The following is a 16,343-nucleotide window of genomic DNA, read 5'->3' as shown; positions in this document are numbered from 1 at the left end:
GGGAGTCGCCAAGTTGGTTAAGGCACCGGATTTTGATTCCGGCATGCGAAGGTTCGAATCCTTCTTCCCCTGCCACCTATAAAAAGAAAAGCGTGTAATCACCGGTTACACGCTTTTCGTTTTTCAGGAATCGAAAATGGCTTACGACAGCCTCATGGTTTTTACCGGCAATGCCAACCCACGGCTTGCTGAGCGTGTAGTGAATCACCTGGACATCTCTCTGGGGCGCGCCACTGTTGGCCGTTTCTCGGATGGAGAAGTGACGGTGGAGTTGCTGGAAAACGTCCGTGGTCGTGACGTATTTGTATTGCAATCCACTTGTGTGCCGACCAACGACAACATCATGGAAATGATGTTGATGGTGGATGCGCTGAAACGTGCTTCGGCCGGCCGGATTACCGCCGCTATTCCTTATTTCGGTTATGCCCGCCAGGATCGTCGTCCGCGCTCAGCCCGGGTGCCGATTTCGGCGAAAGTCGTAGCCAATATGCTGCAAGTGGCCGGCGTTGATCGCGTGTTGACGGTCGATGTGCACGCTGACCAGATCCAAGGCTTCTTCGATATCCCGGTGGATAATATTTATTCCACGCCAGTATTGCTGGCCGATATCCGCGCGAAAAACCATGAAGACCTGATGATTGTTTCTCCTGACGTGGGCGGCGTATTGCGTGCGCGGGCGATGGCGAAACAGCTGGGTGTGGATATGGCCATCATCGACAAGCGTCGCCCGAAAGCCAATGTGGCCGAAGTGATGCACATCATCGGTGATGTGAAAGATCGCACCTGTATCATCATCGACGACATGATCGATACCGCCAATACCCTGTGTAAAGCCGCTGAAGCGCTGAAAAAATTCGGCGCGAAAAAGGTCATGGCTTACGCTACTCACCCGGTATTCTCGGGCGCCGCAGTAGAGCGCATCTTGCAGTCGGCGCTGGATGAAGTCGTAGTGACTGACACCATTCCGGTGTCGGAAGAAGCGCAAGCCAGCGGCCGTGTACGCGTTGTTTCGATTGCGGGCCTCTTGGCGGAAACCATGCGCCGCATCAACAACGAAGAGTCGGTGTCTAGCCTGTTCGTTGATTAATTGATTTATACAGCCTGTAGGTATTGCCCTGCAGGCTTTGTAGTAAAAGCATTCTGAGGATATACCCTCTGAATCATATGCTTCTCTGGTCGCGGGGGGCGTATGTTGTTATCCAAACTGGAGTTTTAAAAATGACTTTCGAAATTCAAGCTAAAGCCCGTGAACTGCAGGGTACTGGTGCGAGCCGCCGCCTGCGTAAAGCTGGCCAACTGCCAGCCATCGTTTACGGTGCAGGCGAGCCTCAAGCTATCGCCCTCGATCACAACAGCATGTACTACACGCTGCAAGACGAGAAATTCCACACTGCCCTGATCAACCTGTCAGTTGACGGCGCAGCGGCTCAGCAAGTTCTGCTGCGCGCGGTGCAATACCACCCGTTCAAACAGCAAGTACTGCACGTTGACTTCCAGCGCGTAAACAGCGACACCGTTGTTGAGCTGAAAGTACCTCTGCACTTCGTGAATGGCGATACTTGCCAAGGCGTTAAACTGCAAGGCGGTAGCATCAGCAACGTACTGAAAGAAGTTATGGTTCGTTGTGCTGCTTCTAAACTGCCAGAGTACATCACTGTTGACCAAGCCAACCTGGCTGTAGGCAACCTGTCTGTACACTTGTCAGATCTGGTTCTGCCAGAAGGCGTACAACTGGTTTCACTGCTGCGCGGTGCAGACCTGGCGGTTTCTCTGCTGAACGGCGCGAAAGGCTAAGCTTTCGCACCTCGGTAGTGCCTAACGAGAAACCCCGCTTTGGCGGGGTTTTTTCATATCACTTTGGCAAAAAGCATGCTGATTAGAAAAACACAAGCCGATGACTTGCCGCATCTTTTTACTCTGCGCAGCCGAACGCGGGAAAACCCGCTTAGTTTGTCGCAGCTCGAAGCTTTAGGCATTACGCTAGACAGTGCAGCTGTTGCGCTAGAGCGAGGCTGGCATGTCGGCTGGTTGTGCGAACTCAACGAAAATTACGCTGGCTTTTGCGCTGTTGATATTCGCTCTGGCGAAATGTTGGTATTGGCCGTTGCACCGGAATACGAAGGCTTGGGTATTGGTCGTCAATTGCTTGAGCAAGCGGTAGCCACTCTGCAGGCGCACGGTGTGCCAAGAATCTGGCTCAGCGCTGTGCCAGATCCCAGATTAAGAGCTTATGGTTTTTACCGCTCGCAGGGGTGGCACTCCGTGCAGGTGCTCAGTGCTGATGAAGAAATTATGGAATATGGACTCAATTAGCATGTGTAGGGTGGGCGAATGTAGGTGCGGTATGATTCGTCTGAACGTTTGGCAGGCTATTGATTGAGCTGGATATGACAATAAAATTAATCGTAGGGTTGGGCAACCCGGGCGCCGAATACGCGGCCACCCGTCACAATGCGGGCTTCTGGCTGGTGGATGAGTTAGCCCGCGACGGCAAGATTATGCTGCGGCAGGACAGCAAGTTTCACGGCCAAGTGGGGCGGGTGAATCTGGCTGGCCATGATGTTTGGCTATTACAGCCGCAAACCTATATGAACCGCAGTGGTCTGGCGGTGGTGGCGCTGGCGCAGTTTTATAAAATTCTGCCTGACGAGATCTTGGTCGTGCACGATGAGCTGGATCTGGCGCCTGGCCTCGCCAAGCTCAAGCAAGGCGGCGGCCACGGCGGGCACAATGGTCTGCGCGATATTCAGGCGCATCTGGGCACGCCCAATTACTGGCGCCTGCGCTTAGGCATCGGGCATCCGGGCAATAAGGCCGAAGTGGCTAATTTTGTGCTTAAACCGCCGCGGCGCGAAGAGCAGGAAGAAATCGATAAGGCCGTGATCAAGGCCTTGAGCGTGTTGCCTAAGCTGTTGGCCGGGCAAAGTGGCCAGGCGATGAGCCTCTTGCATACCGATGAAAGCAAGAAGCGCGAACACAAACCGGCCCCGAAATCCGAATAAACACCGAGCCTGCCATGCCCACTACCGCTGCCCCAATCCCTGTCAATATCGTTACCGGTTTTCTCGGGGTGGGTAAAACCACCGCCCTCATGCATTTGCTGGCGAATAAACCGGCCGATGAATACTGGGCCATTGTGGTGAACGAATTTGGCGAGGTGGGGATTGATGGCGCGAGCCTGTCGGCGGCGGGTGAGGGCTTGCAGGTGGCGGAAGTGCCGGGCGGCTGCATTTGCTGTACCACCAGCCCGCAGCTGCGGGTCACACTCACCAAGTTAGCCAGGGGTATTCGTCCGCAGCGCTTATTAATCGAGCCTTCCGGGCTGGGACACCCTGCGGGTATTGTGGATTTATTGCGCGACCCAATGCTCGCTAGCGCTTTTGAATTGCGCGCGATTGTCACCTTGCTTGATCCGCGGCATCTGGCCGATAGCCGCTATACCACGCACGAAACCTGGCGCGATCAGCTGCAATTGGCCGATGTGCTGGTGCTGAATAAATGTGATCTGGCCGATGAGGCGCAAATCACGGCGGCCGAGCAGATGGCGGCCGCGCAGTTTCCGCCCAAACTGGCTGTGCAGCGAGCGCGGCAGGGCGTTTTTGCGGCTGATTTGCTGGATCTGGAGTTGCACCCCGAGCGCTGGCCAGCAGAGCCCGTGGCAGCGCCGCAGGGGCATCGTTTGCTACCGCGCCGCAAGGCAGCTCCGGCTGCGGATGCCTGCGAGCAGCCTCTGGTGTGGCCGGTGCGTAAAACGCAATCCAGCCTTGGCTCGCACAGCTGCGGCTGGATCTTCTCGCCTGATACTTGGTTTGCCAGTGCTCAGGTGGCGGGCTTGTTTGAAGCACTGCAAGACCCCGATAACCTTGGGCTGGTGGGCTTGAGCCGGGCCAAGGGGGTGTTTCAGACCGAGCGTGACTGGTATTGCTTTGACTGGGTGGAAGGGATGGTGGGGGCCGCGCCTAGTGCCTACCGCCGCGATAGTCGCTTTGAGGTGATCGTAGAAAGCACAACAGCGCCCGATTGGGCGCTGCTGGAAGCACAACTCTTGGCGGCGATCATGACGCCGCGTCGCTAAACGTTAATCGCTCAGCGCGCTGCGCACCTGCCACATATACGAATCGGCCATGTCGTTGAGGCCGGCATCGCGCATGGTGCGTTGCCAGCGGTCAATACAAAACTGCAGCTCTTCCGGTGTGCTCATCACATCAAATACATCCTGCAGCATAAATTCCAGCTTGCCGCCCAGATAGGTCTGGTCGGTCATGCTGATGATCCGGCGCACATTCTGCAGCGCTTTGGCGCTGGGCAGGCCTTTGAGCGGGGTTGAGCCTGGTGGCGGGATGGTTGGTTGTACCGTTGGATCGAAGATGCTGGGCAAGCGCTCAGGTGGCTGGCGCGCGCCTTCTTCAACGATCAGGCCCAGCTCCATCAGCTTAACCAGCCGGAGTTTGAGCTCTTCCAGATTTGGGCTAAAAGCGGCCAGATCAGCGATCCGGTTCTGGCCATCAATCAGAAACAGCAGTTGACGCTGCTTGATCGGGAAGCCGGCCGAGCGGTTTTGCAGCTCGTGGTTACCGAGTTCCGTGCGGATGAATAGCGTGTTGTTATCCATGGTGTAAACATGCCTTTTTGTGGCGTAGCAGCATAGCGAGCGAACATGTTATCGCCGACCTTGCACCCGTGGGTGTGTGGAAATGTTACCGGGGTATGTTGCGGCGGCGCAAGAATAAGCAAATGATGATGCAAAGCCTGTATTAACAAGGCTTTTGCGCTGATTTGCTGGCGCTTTTGGCTGGCTGGCAGTTTCAAACGATTGTTGCAAAATGGAAACAGGCCACCCGTGGGTGGCCTGTTGGCGTCAAATAGTTTTGGTTTACAGCCCGCCGTAGGAGTGCAGGCCGGAGAGGAACATATTCACGCCAATAAAGGCAAAAGTGGTAATAAACAGCCCGACCACCGACCACCAAGCCAGCACTTCACCGCGCCAGCCTTTCACCAGCCGGATATGCAGCCAGGTGGCGTAATTCAGCCACACGATCAGCGCCCAGGTTTCTTTCGGATCCCAGCTCCAGTAGCCGCCCCAGGCATCTGCTGCCCACATTGCACCTAGTACGGTGGCGATAGTGAAGAACAGAAAGCCGACGGCAATGGCCTGGTATGACACTTCTTCCAGCATGTCGGGCTTAGGGAAGACATGTTGCAGGCGGCCACGATTGGCGGCAACCAGTAGCAGGCCGGCAATGCTATAGCCAAATTTCGCCGCAAAGCCAACGCCGGTGAGGTTATTTGGATCGCTAGCGAGGCTGGCGGCGTTCAGGTGGGCAAGCAGCGTGAGTGCAAACACGGCCAGCGAGCCCAGCAGCAGGCCTTTGCGGGTGGCGGGCTGGATGGCTTTCGGGCTGGCCAACAGCCAGGCAATGCCCAACATGGCGGCAATCGCAAACGCACCATAGCCAACAAAGTTCGCTGGTACGTGGATCTTCATCCACCACGATTGCAGTGCCGGAATCAGTGGCTGAATTTCATGCGCCTGCCGATCAAAGGTATACCAGATGATAAAGGCGACGGCTGCACAGATAATCGGCAATACAAACGCGCCCATGGAGCGAGCCTGAAATTTCGCCTCGTAATACAGATACATCAGCGCGGTGATCAGACAGAACAGAATAAATACTTCGTAAAGATTCGAGACCGGGATATGGCCAATGTCGGCACCGATCAGATAGCTTTCATACCAGCGCACCAGCTTGGAGGTCATGGCCATGACGGCGGCGGCCCAGGTTAGGCCAGTGGCAACCCGCAGCGCAGTGGCCGAGCGTTTAAAAAGGCCCAGCCAGTAAACAAACATCGCCAGGAAAAACAGCACGCACATCCACATCACCGCCGATTGGCTAGACAGGATGTACTTGAGCCAGAAAGCGCTCTGCCCACGGGCAAGCTCGCCCTGATACAAGCCAATGGCCGCCAGTGCCAGCAAGGCGGTGAGCGGGAAGTACCAGCGCATAGGTTTCCAGAACCAGCCCAGCCAGATCAGGCCGGCGGCCGAGCCCAGCAAAATGCCTTGCTCGTAGTAATCCAGATAGCTGTGATAGAGCTGCCAAGTCAGGCAGCCAGCCAGCACAATCAGTGCCGCGTAACCATAGTCGGCCCAATTGCGGGCGGGGGTAAGTGCATTCATGCGTCAGACTCTTGCTCGGTAGGTTTCTGCCCCAGCAGTTGTTGCTGGTGGCGGGCAAATTCGCGATCCAGATCCGGGGTTTTGCGATTGCTGCTCATCGCCAGCAAGGTGCCTTGCTCGCTCAGATGCACCCACAGCCGGTTTTCCCGGATGTAGAACATGCAGAATACGCCCAGAATCAGCAGCAGCGAACCCAGATACACCACGTTCTTGCCGGGTGAGCGGGTGAGCTGGAAGCCGCTGGCTTTGACCTCGTTAAAGCCATTCAGTTGCAGGATGATTGGGCTGCCGTAATCAAACAGCTGGCTGGTGGCTACCAAGCTATCCATCAGAAAGCGATAATTGGCTTCATTCATCGGCAACTGTGGCAGGCCCGCGCGGCCGGTGGCCACATCCATGGCATCAATCACCGCGCCCTGCAGTACTTTTAGATATGTTTGTGCCACGGCTTGGCGTTTGTCATCAGGGACTTTCTCGGCCAAGAAGCGATCAATCGCTGGCAGGCCGCCTTGCGCAAATTGGCTGAGTACCGTTTGGGTGACTTCGGCAAACTGAGCTTGGCTTTGTGCCGACACGCCTCCACCCGCTTGGGCTTTGGCCGCGGTGCGGCGAGCGATCTCGGCATGCAGGCTTGGATCCAGCAAGGTTTGGCGCAGGCGGATAAAGCTGGCGATCTGGTTGTCGCTATCGAGGGGTATACGCACGAAGCTAAATGGTGCTGATACTTCCCGGCGTATACCCGTCATAAAGTAGCTGGCGCCATTTTCAAAAAACGGAGCCATATAATTTTGATATTCCACCGCTTGGCCGGTGTCATCGCGCAATTTGAATTGCACCATAGGGCCAAGGTTGCGCAGATTTTTGCTGCTGGTGACGGCTTGCGCGCTGGCGAGCCGCTCTTGCAGTTTATCCACCGCGACGGCCGAAGTGCTGCCTTCGGCGGGTTTGCCAAGATCTTCGATGTTGAACGGGCGCAGATCGCCGACTTCCAGTTGATATTGGCGGCCAGCTAAAGTGAGGGCTTGATTGGTTTGCGAGCGAGTATTGAGTGGGCTGGTTTTGCCGCTGGCCAGATCCCACTGCATAAATTCCAGGCCCGAGCCGCCATCGCCAAAACTGGCCTGATAGATGGCTACCCCATCAACGATCAGCGGGTGATTCACTTTCACCGTGCCGCTTTGGATGACCTTGCCACTTTGTAGATCCAGCACATCAATATCGCTGGCAAATAGCTTGGGCATCCCGGTGGAGTAATGCTCGATATGGAATTTCTTGAGCTTGAGTGCAAAGGGCAGCTCTTGCACAAAATAGCCATTGCCGGCATTCAGAAACACGACTGAAGCACTGCTCCCTTCGCTTAAGGTGACATTGCCACGGAAAGACAGATTATTACTCTCGAGCCGGCTGATGGCTGGAATCTGGCTTTGTGGAATATCCCGCGTTTCCGGGGCTTTCAGGCCAAAGGTTTCCAGTAGTTTTAATGGCAAATTGCCATCCATCAGGCCGCCAATACAAATCACCACAATCGCCAAGTGGGCAAAAAGATAGCCCAGTTTTTGCCAGCTGCCTTTTTTAGCCGCCAGCAGGGTGGTGTCGCCCTCGTGACGGATTTTGTAGCGATAACCTTCGCGTTGCAGATAACTTTCAACGGCGCTGGTTTCTAGGCGCTTAGCTTGTTCCGCGTGATGGCTTATGAGGCGCAGCGAATTTAAGCTGGCTTTTTCGCGATAGCCTTTGAAGTCGCGCACAACGCCCGGCCAGTGACGCCAGATGCATAAACTGGTCGATACCACGAGGAAGGTCAGAATAACCAGAAACCAGCTGGCGTGGTAAACATCAAACAGCCCCAAAGGCTGGAAAATGCTGAACCAGAACTCACCAAATTCCACCCGGTAATTCACATAGGGCTCGTTCTGTTTTAAAACGGTGCCGATGATGGAGGCAATGGCCAGAATGGTGAGCAGGCTGATGGCAAAGCGCATGGATGACAGCAGGTCAAACAAGGCGCGGCGGAAGGGCAAATGGCGGGAAGCTTGGGTCATAAACTAAAAAAGGGGCAGAGGTCGTGCTGACCTTGACCCCTCTTGGTAAGCAACAGGAACCGCAAGTTCCTGCGCGAATGATTAATGAAGTGCCTGAATGTACTCAGAAACCGCTTTGATCTCTTGATCAGACAATTTGGCGGCGATTTCGCTCATCGGCTGGTTGTTGTTGCGCTCGCCAACACGGAATGCAGTCAGCTGGGCCGCAGTGTAAGCTGCATGTTGGCCGCTCAGGCGTGGGTATTGGCCAGGAATACCTGAACCTGCTGGGCCGTGACAGGCCATACAGGCAGGTACGTTTTTGCTGGCAACGCCGCCGCGGTAGATTTTCTTACCGGCTTCGATCAACTCTTTATTTGAAGCGCCTTGAGCTTTCGGCTTTTGCTGGCTGAAATAAGCGGCCACATTGGCCATGTCGGCATCTGACAGCGGGGTAGCCATACCCAACATCACGGCATTTTTACGCTTTTGGGTCTTGAATTCATGCAGCTGCTTCACAATGTATTCTGGGTGCTGGCCAGCCAGACGCGGGTTTGCACTTGCGACACTGTTGCCATCAACGCCGTGACAGGCGGCACAAACTTGATCGACGATCACTTTGCCCTTGCTGGGGTCGCCTTTGCTGCCGGCGGCGAAAACTGCCGGCGCCATCATCAAAAGTGCTGCTAGCTTGATTGCTACAGTCGTGCTGCGCATAAATCCGCTCCCGTAATTGTGCGTATTTGTCGGTGCTTTGGGTGGACTTTTGTCCGGTTGTTGCCGACGATGGTCTATCAAATGCTGGTATTCTATAGCAAGACCCCGATACAAACCACTATGGCGCTTTCAGATGTCCCTATTTCAAGGCCTTACTTTTCTCACTACCGTCAATGATTTAAAAGCACTTCCACCCGACGGGCTAGAAGTGGCCTTTGCTGGTCGTTCTAATGCTGGTAAATCCAGTGCAATCAATACGCTGGCCAATCACACTAGGCTTGCATATGTTTCAAAAACACCAGGTCGTACTCAGCATATCAATTACTTCGATTTTGGCCAGTTGCGGCGACTGGTGGACTTGCCCGGCTATGGTTATGCCGCTGTGCCTGAAAAAATCCGCCTGCATTGGCAGGGACTTTTGGGTAAATACCTCGAAACCCGCCCGAATCTGATTGGCCTCGTGCTGATTATGGATAGCCGCCGCCCGCTGACCGAGCTGGATCGGTTGATGCTCGATTTCTTTATGCCAACCGGCAAACCGATTCATTGTGTGCTGACCAAGGCTGATAAGCTCAATAACCAAGAGAAAACCCAAGCGCTGCGCATGGTAAAAAAAGAATTCGCCGATTACCCGCATATCACGGTGCAGCTGTTTTCCAGTTTGAAAAAACAGGGTGTTGATGAAGTCGAGCAAGTGGTGGGGGCTTGGTTTGCGGCTGCGATGGCAGTCGAGCAGGATGAAGAGCCGATGGACGGGGAATAAATTTCCTTGCTTAATGAGTCAGTCCGGCTATTTTGAACTCTAGGTGCGCCCCTGCACCTCCCGCTTTTCCTCCCTGAGCGGGGCTCCGTTTGGAGCATCTATGTGGCCCCAGTCAAGGATAATTTCGGCTGGGGTTTCTTTTTTTCTACGCTTTCTGTATTAGCCTTGTCTAAATCCTTCCCGCCAGCATAAGATTTTAGCCTTAATAGAAAATCAACTAGATAACACGCGCTTTAAAGCGCCTGTGCTATCGTTGCAGTGTCAGCCGTGTGCCGCGCGCGGCAATGGAATCGGGGAGGTTGAGATGTCGAGTTTAGCGGGTGTTAAAGTGATGGTGATTGATGATAGCAACACCATCCGCCGCAGTGCCGAGATCTTCCTAGGGCAGGCCGGATGTGAAGTGATCTTGGCTGAAGATGGGTTTGATGCCTTGGCCAAAATTGCCGATCATCATCCACATGTCATTTTTGTCGATGTTATGATGCCGCGTCTGGATGGTTATCAGACCTGCGCTTTGATCAAAAAGAACCCGCGCTTTAAGTCAACCCCAGTGGTGATGCTGTCTTCTAAGGATGGCTTGTTTGACCGTGCGCGTGGGCGCATGGTTGGCTCTGACGAATACCTCACCAAACCATTTACCAAAGACAGCCTGTTGACTGCGGTGCGCTCACACGCTGGCTTAGCCTAATTTGTTGATTGAATTTACTTTGTGGATAAACCGAAATGGCCATCAAAAAAATCCTGATCGTTGATGATTCTCCAACCGAACGTCATTTCTTGGGTGAATTGCTAACGAAAAACGGTTTTCAGATTATGACTTTGGAATCGGGTGAAGAAGCCGTTGCCAAGACCAAAGACCTGATGCCTGATTTGATTCTGATGGATGTGGTGATGCCGGGTATGAATGGCTTTCAGGCTACCCGCACCATCAGCCGCGATGAAGCGACTAAGCATATCCCCATCATTATGTGTACCTCGAAAAATCAAGAAACCGATATGGTCTGGGCGAAGCGCCAGGGCGCGGTTGAGTACGTAGTAAAACCTGTGGATTCGCAAGAGTTGCTTAGCAAAATTGCCAGTCTGTAATTCTCGGTAGGGCTCAGCATGGCAAAACGGATTAGTTTGCGAGAGTACCAGCAAGGGGTAATGGACCGCTTGCAATCTGCCGCCGCAGTGGCTCAGGTCGATGCGCGCTTGGGTATTCAGATCGGTACGGAAAACTGGCTGGTGGATTTAGGTGACGTCGCTGAAGTGATGCCGCTGCCCTTGGTCGCGGGCGTGCCGCTGGCTCATCCTTGGTTTAAGGGCATCGCCAATGTGCGCGGGAATTTGGTCAGCGTCACCGACCTGCCCGCGTTTCTGGGTTTGAGCCACCCCGGGTTTAACAATATGTCGCGGCTGGTGATGTTGCAGCCTCGGCATTTGCCGCATGCGGCAATTCTGGTCAATAAAATGCTGGGCTTGAAACACTTGGCCGATTTTAGCGCTGAGCCTGCGGAGGCCGATGCGCCACCTTGGCTGGGTGATCGGTATCGCGATGCGGCAGGGGCAGAATGGAAAACACTAATTATTGAAGAGCTGGCGAAACAGCCGAGCTTTTTGCAAACAGGTATTGCATAAAAACGATCACTATTGGGTGTGGTTTGGGAGGCAGCAATGGGAGTGGTGGATAAAATCAAGGGGCTCTTTTCGGGTAGCGATCAGGCAGGAAAGGCCGAGCCGAAAAAGCAATCGTTCGATCCGTCGAGAACAACGTGGATCTTGGACAAAATCCGCCTGCCGGAAGGTGATACTTCACAGCTGGCTAAGCCGCTGCCGCTGATCGGGCATCTGCCATCACGGCAACAGATGGCCATCTTGCTGCTGGTGATGGTGCTCAGTTTGCTGCTGTTTGCGCTGACTGCATTTTTGTCTTTCCGCTCAGCGGAAACCAATGCCAACCACCAGGCGATTGCGACGGAAATGCAGATGCTTTCGCAGCGTTTGGCACGGGCTTCCAATCAGGCGGTGCAAGGTAATGAAGAAGCGTTTGGCATTTTGCAAGACGCCTATACCAAGTTCGATGCCAACTTGACCGAACTGACCGATGCCCAAGGCTCTTGGAATCTGTTTCAAGTTTCTGGCTCTGAGCTGATCGGCAAGATTACCGAAACTTGGAATGCGTCTTACCGCCCTAATCCAAGCCGGCCAACGGTAGATACTATTCTGAAGCAAAAACCCCAGCTGATTACCATTGGTAAGAGTGTGGATGGTATTAATGTCAATGATGCCAAGCTGCTCGAGCAAACCCAGCAGCTGACTTCGATGCTGGCCGATGGCGGTGCAAACGCGCGGGAACTGGATTACGCCAATCAGCTGTCGATGTTGTCGCAGCGGATGTCGAAAAACGCCAATGCGATGCTGGCCTCTGAGCTGATCAACCCTGAGGTGGTGTTCCTTTTGGGTAAAGACGTATCGACGTTCAAAGAAATCCTGAAAGGCTTTGCCGAAGGCAATCAAGAGCTGCAAATTCGTGCGGTAGAAACCACCGCGCTGGCCGAGAAAATCGAGCAGATTCAAAGTTTGTTTAAAGACTTTGAAGTGGTGGTGGCTTCGTTCTCAACCAATATGCAGCCCCTGGTGAATACTCGCTTGGCTAATCAGGCGATTGTGCGCGATTCGGATAAGCTGCTGACCGATACTGCCGAGCTGGCAACCCAGTATGACAATAAAACCGGTGGTTTCATTGTGGGTGCCTTGGAGCTGGTGCTGATTGGTTTGGCTTTGGGCTCATTGCTGTTGCTGGTGCGGGTATTCAACCAAGAGTCGGTAAAACGTCGTTTGGCCTCCGAGGCAGAGAACCGCAAAAATCAGGACGCGATTTTGCGCTTGCTGAATGAAATGGGTGACTTGGCCGATGGTGATCTGACGATTCGTGCTTCGGTGACCGAGGACCTGACCGGTGCGATTGCTGACTCGATTAACTTTACAATTGAAGAGCTGCGGACACTGATTACGGGGATTAACCGTGCGACGGACAAGGTAAATTCTTCGACTGCACAGGCGCAGCAAATTTCTGAGCAGCTGCTGCAAGCCGCTGAGCGTCAGTCGCGCGAGATTGAAACCACTAACCGCAACGTTGAGCAGATCGTACAGTCGATTCAGGACGTATCATCCACCGCCGCCCAATCGGCAGATGTAGCCCAAACCTCGCTGCAAGCCGCAGAGCAGGGTGCGGATGCGGTAAATAACCAAATTAAAGGGATGAACGAGATTCGCGAGCAGATTCAGGAAACTGCAAAACGGATTAAACGTCTGGGCGAATCGTCGCAAGAGATTGGTGAGATCGTAGAGTTGATCTCCGACATTACCGAACAGACCAACGTACTGGCTTTGAATGCAGCGATTCAGGCTGCCGCCGCTGGTGAAGCTGGCCGTGGTTTCTCGGTGGTAGCCGAAGAGGTTCAGCGACTGGCGGAGCGCTCTGGTGAAGCAACGAAACAGATCGGCGCGATTGTGAAAACAATTCAGGCCGATACCCACGATGCGGTAGCGGCGATGGAAGTGTCGACGCAAGGGGTAGTGGAAGGGGCGAAACTATCTGACTCTGCCGGTACGGCGCTGGCAGAGATCGGTCGCGTATCACGTGAACTGGCTCGTCTGATTGAATCGATTGCCCACGAAACAGAGGGTCAAACTGCACTGGCGGCCAAAGTAACCGACACCATGCGTGACATTTTGGCCATTACTGAACAAACCACCCAAGGTACCAAACAGTCGGCTGAAGCGGTTGGTGAGCTGACTGGTCTGGCCTCTGAGCTGAAGTCTTCGGTGGCCGGCTTCAAGCTGTCTTGATTTTTTTCTGATCTGACAGGGTTGAACCGTTGGTTCAACCCTTCTTTCATGGGATTCTGCCATGAGCATGCATACTGAATTCGATAAAAGCTCGTTGCTGTGGGTGAACGCAGAAATCGAGAATACGCTGGCTCAGGCCCGGCAATCCTTACAGCAATTCAAGGATAAATCCGATGCTTCCCATCTCAAACATGCCGCTAGTTATTTGCACCAAGCCTATGGTGCGCTAGAGCTGGTTGAGCTGACTGGGGTGGCGCGATTCTGCGAAGAAATTGAGCAGGTGATTTTTGCCCTTGAGCGCGGCGATCTCACCGCCGAAAGCTTACCCACCATTGAGCAAGGCCTGGCCGATATCAATCAGTATCTGCAACGGCTGATGGCTGGCATGCCGAATATTCCACTGAGCCTGCTGCCCACCTTCCGGCTGCTGGCACAGTTGCGCAAAGGCAGTGCTTCAGGGGCGGAATTGTTTTTCCCGCAACTGATGCTGGATTTGCCCGTGGGCTTGCCCAGCAATCCGCTGGCGGCCGAAGCGCTCACCGCGCTGATCCGCGAGCAGCGCAAACGCTATGAGAGCGGCCTGCTGCGCTGGCTGAAAGGGCAAAATCAGGTTACTCCAGTGATGGCCGCCGCTTTGGCGGAGCTGGCCAAAGCGCAATCTTCAAGCATTCCGCGTGCTTTCTGGTGGACCGCGGCGGCGGTAATTGATGGCCTAGGTACTAACCGCGCCGGGCTGGATCTCGAGCCTAAGCAGCTCCTGCTGCGCTTGAATTTGCAAATTCGGCGTTTGGCCGATGGCTCAAGCAAGGTGGCCGAGCGCTTATTCCGTGATTTGCTGTATGTACTGGTCCAGCTCGATACCGATAGCGCGCTGGCAAAAGGTCTTGCGCAGCAGTTTGAATTGGCGGCCATGCTACCGAATGAGCAGGACGTCATCTCGGCCGAAAGCGTTGCTGGGCAACAGCTCGCGCGCAGTTTGCGCGACGAATTGGGCCAAGCTAAAGATCTGTGGGCGCGGGTGGCCAGCGGTAATCAAGAAAAACGCAGCCAAGTGCAGCATCATTTGCGCCAAGTGTTGGCCAAGAGCGAAGCGCTGCAAATTGATGGCTTTGCAGGGTTGTTGCAAGGTTTGCTAACGGCAAGCGATAGCCCGCAAGCGGCCGACACCTTGGCGCTGGAAATCGCCACCGGGCTCTTGCTGGCCGAAAATGCGCTGCTGATTTACCCAAGTCAGGCCGAAGATTTCAGCGAGCAAGTTCATGCCCTGCTCGCACGCTTGCAAGACCCGGCGGCTAGCCACGAATTACCGCAGCTGGATGAAGTGAGCCGCGAAGCTCAGGAGCGGATGTTGCTGGGTCAGCTGTCGAATGAGATTCGCAGCAATCTGCAAAGCATCGAAGAAATCCTGGATGCATTCTTCCGCGACCCGGCGCAGCGCCACCAGCTTGAGCAAATCGAGCCAATGCTGCATCAGGTGCAAGGCGCACTGATGATGCTGGATCGCCCGCAGGCGGTTGAGCTATGCCATCAATGTCTGTTGCGGATCACCAGCTATATGGAAGCTGAAGAGCTGCCAGAGCAAAGCAAACTCGAAGAGCTTGCTGAGGCGCTGTCGGCATTGGGTTTCTATGTTGATGATCTTGCACAAAAACGGGATGAAGAGAATCAACTACTGCCGATGCTGCATCGCTTGCAAGGCGAGCAGGATCAGCCCGCTCTGATCGAAGAAGCCCCGTTGGCGGCGCTGGAAGCCGAGCCGGAAGTGCAGGGTATTGTTGAGGCGCCAGTCGCAGTGAAAGCGCCAGAGCCGGTGCTTGAAAATAAACCACTGCCAGTCTCTGAAGCGGCGATGGACGCCGAACTCCTGGAGGTCTATCTCGAAGAGGCGGTCGAAGTGCTGGCGGCCATTGAGCAGAATATTGACGTGCTGCGCACCGATCCACAGCAGCACGAAGCCATCACCACCATTCGTCGTAGTTTCCACACCCTGAAGGGCAGTGGCCGCATGGTTGGACTGTTCCAGCTGGGTGAAGTGGCCTGGTCGATTGAACAGGTGATGAACAAATGGCTACAGCTGGAAAAACCAGTCACGCCACGCCTCTTGGCCTTGCTGGAACTGACCCACACCGCTTTTGGTAACTGGGTACAACAGTTGCAAAAAGAGGGGCATGTCTCGGTAGAGAGCAGCGCGATTGAGCTGGAGGCCAATACCCTGCGGAGTATGGCTGAAGCGGGTGAGGATGAAGCGCCTGCGCCGGTGGCTGAAGTAACACTCGAGGAGCCCGCGCTCAGCGAAGAAAATACCGACATCCAGATTGGCGGGGTGGCTGTGTCGCCTGTGTTGTTTGGCATCTTCTGCGATGAGGCCAAAAAACACCTCGCAGCCTTGCAGCATGGCGTGGCCGTGCTGGCGGAAACCAATCAAACCGAACCACAGTTTATTCTGGCCGCCCATACCTTGGGCGGTATCGCCTCGACGGCGGGCTTCCGCCCACAGGGGGAGCTAGCCTACGCCGTTGAGCATGGCCTGCAAAATCTGGGTGCCGAAGCCGGTGAGCATAAAGATCTGTTTGCCGATGCCGTAAACACCCTCGATATCATGCTGGGCATGATTTTCAACCAGCAAGTGCCACCGACCGCACCAGGCTTGGTAGCGCGGTTGAGCGAATTGCAGGCAAGTGGCGCCGAACTCTCGCTCGATGGCGAAGAAATTGCGGCCGATACTGCACCTGCAGCTCTGGCGTTTGAAACTGAGGTGGCGTCAGCATTTGCCGAAGCTGAAGCCGAAGCCGAAGCCGAAGCCGAAGCCGAAGCCGAAGCCGAAGCCGAA

General features: G+C 54.6%; 15 protein-coding genes and 1 tRNA gene. 12 read left to right on the top strand and 4 right to left on the bottom strand.

Going from position 1 to position 16,343, the window contains the following annotated elements; translation table 11 throughout:
- From L991_RS14470 to L991_RS14445, 6 genes are all read left to right on the top strand, one after another.
- A tRNA-Gln gene (locus L991_RS14470) sits at nt 1–75 on the top strand.
- 61 nt (nt 76–136) lie between these two features.
- Nucleotides 137–1,087, top strand: a complete 951-nt coding sequence (locus L991_RS14465) for a ribose-phosphate pyrophosphokinase (RefSeq protein WP_028450411.1) — start codon at nt 137–139, stop codon at nt 1,085–1,087.
- Nucleotides 1,088–1,218: 131 nt separating this feature from the next.
- On the top strand, nt 1,219–1,794 hold the full coding sequence (locus tag L991_RS14460) for a 50S ribosomal protein L25/general stress protein Ctc (RefSeq protein ID WP_028450410.1): 576 nt from the start codon (nt 1,219–1,221) through the stop codon (nt 1,792–1,794).
- A gap of 39 nt (nt 1,795–1,833) precedes the next feature.
- Nucleotides 1,834–2,313 carry a GNAT family N-acetyltransferase gene (locus L991_RS14455; protein ID WP_156129096.1) on the top strand — a complete coding sequence of 160 codons (480 nt, stop codon included), beginning with the start codon at nt 1,834–1,836 and terminating at the stop codon, nt 2,311–2,313.
- A 74-nt stretch (nt 2,314–2,387) separates the two neighbouring features.
- Entirely contained in the window at nt 2,388–3,002 is a 615-nt protein-coding gene (gene pth / locus L991_RS14450; protein WP_047396949.1) for an aminoacyl-tRNA hydrolase, read from the top strand.
- A gap of 14 nt (nt 3,003–3,016) precedes the next feature.
- Nucleotides 3,017–4,075, top strand: coding sequence for a GTP-binding protein (locus tag L991_RS14445; RefSeq protein ID WP_047396779.1), 1,059 nt, complete (start codon nt 3,017–3,019; stop codon nt 4,073–4,075).
- 3 nt (nt 4,076–4,078) lie between these two features.
- Here L991_RS14445 and L991_RS14440 read toward each other — a convergent pair whose 3' ends face one another.
- From L991_RS14440 to L991_RS14425, 4 genes are all read right to left on the bottom strand, one after another.
- On the bottom strand, nt 4,079–4,612 hold the full coding sequence (locus L991_RS14440) for a hypothetical protein (protein ID WP_028450407.1): 534 nt from the start codon (nt 4,610–4,612) through the stop codon (nt 4,079–4,081).
- 261 nt (nt 4,613–4,873) lie between these two features.
- Nucleotides 4,874–6,178, bottom strand: a complete 1,305-nt coding sequence (ccsB, locus tag L991_RS14435; protein ID WP_047396778.1) for a c-type cytochrome biogenesis protein CcsB — start codon at nt 6,176–6,178, stop codon at nt 4,874–4,876.
- A complete protein-coding gene (locus L991_RS14430; protein WP_047396777.1) occupies nt 6,175–8,220 on the bottom strand; it encodes a cytochrome c biogenesis protein ResB in 2,046 nt (681 codons plus the stop codon). Before L991_RS14430 ends, ccsB begins: the two co-directional genes overlap by 4 nt.
- 81 nt (nt 8,221–8,301) lie before the next feature.
- Nucleotides 8,302–8,916 (bottom strand): cytochrome c, encoded by a 615-nt coding sequence (locus L991_RS14425; RefSeq protein WP_034619738.1) that lies wholly within the window; start codon nt 8,914–8,916, stop codon nt 8,302–8,304.
- A gap of 133 nt (nt 8,917–9,049) precedes the next feature.
- Here L991_RS14425 and yihA point away from each other — a divergent pair, with 133 nt between their 5' ends.
- From yihA to L991_RS14395, 6 genes are all read left to right on the top strand, one after another.
- Nucleotides 9,050–9,679, top strand: a complete 630-nt coding sequence (yihA, locus tag L991_RS14420) for a ribosome biogenesis GTP-binding protein YihA/YsxC (RefSeq protein WP_047396776.1) — start codon at nt 9,050–9,052, stop codon at nt 9,677–9,679.
- 304 nt (nt 9,680–9,983) lie between these two features.
- Nucleotides 9,984–10,367, top strand: coding sequence for a twitching motility response regulator PilG (pilG, locus tag L991_RS14415; protein ID WP_028450402.1), 384 nt, complete (start codon nt 9,984–9,986; stop codon nt 10,365–10,367).
- A 41-nt stretch (nt 10,368–10,408) separates the two neighbouring features.
- A complete protein-coding gene (locus tag L991_RS14410) occupies nt 10,409–10,765 on the top strand; it encodes a PleD family two-component system response regulator (protein WP_373277574.1) in 357 nt (118 codons plus the stop codon).
- Between the two features lie 60 nt (nt 10,766–10,825).
- Nucleotides 10,826–11,299 carry a chemotaxis protein CheW gene (locus tag L991_RS14405; RefSeq protein ID WP_052190922.1) on the top strand — a complete coding sequence of 158 codons (474 nt, stop codon included), beginning with the start codon at nt 10,826–10,828 and terminating at the stop codon, nt 11,297–11,299.
- 36 nt (nt 11,300–11,335) lie between these two features.
- A complete protein-coding gene (locus tag L991_RS14400) occupies nt 11,336–13,513 on the top strand; it encodes a methyl-accepting chemotaxis protein (protein WP_028450399.1) in 2,178 nt (725 codons plus the stop codon).
- 61 nt (nt 13,514–13,574) lie between these two features.
- On the top strand, nt 13,575–16,343 hold a 2,769-nt coding region (locus tag L991_RS14395; protein ID WP_047396774.1), incomplete at its 3' end, for an Hpt domain-containing protein.

The sequence above is a fragment of the Chitinibacter sp. ZOR0017 genome, from assembly GCF_000799095.1.
GTDB lineage: Bacteria > Pseudomonadota > Gammaproteobacteria > Burkholderiales > Chitinibacteraceae > Chitinibacter > Chitinibacter tainanensis.
Note: the sequence above shows the minus strand (reverse complement) of the source record. Positions and strands in the feature narration are given on the sequence as shown.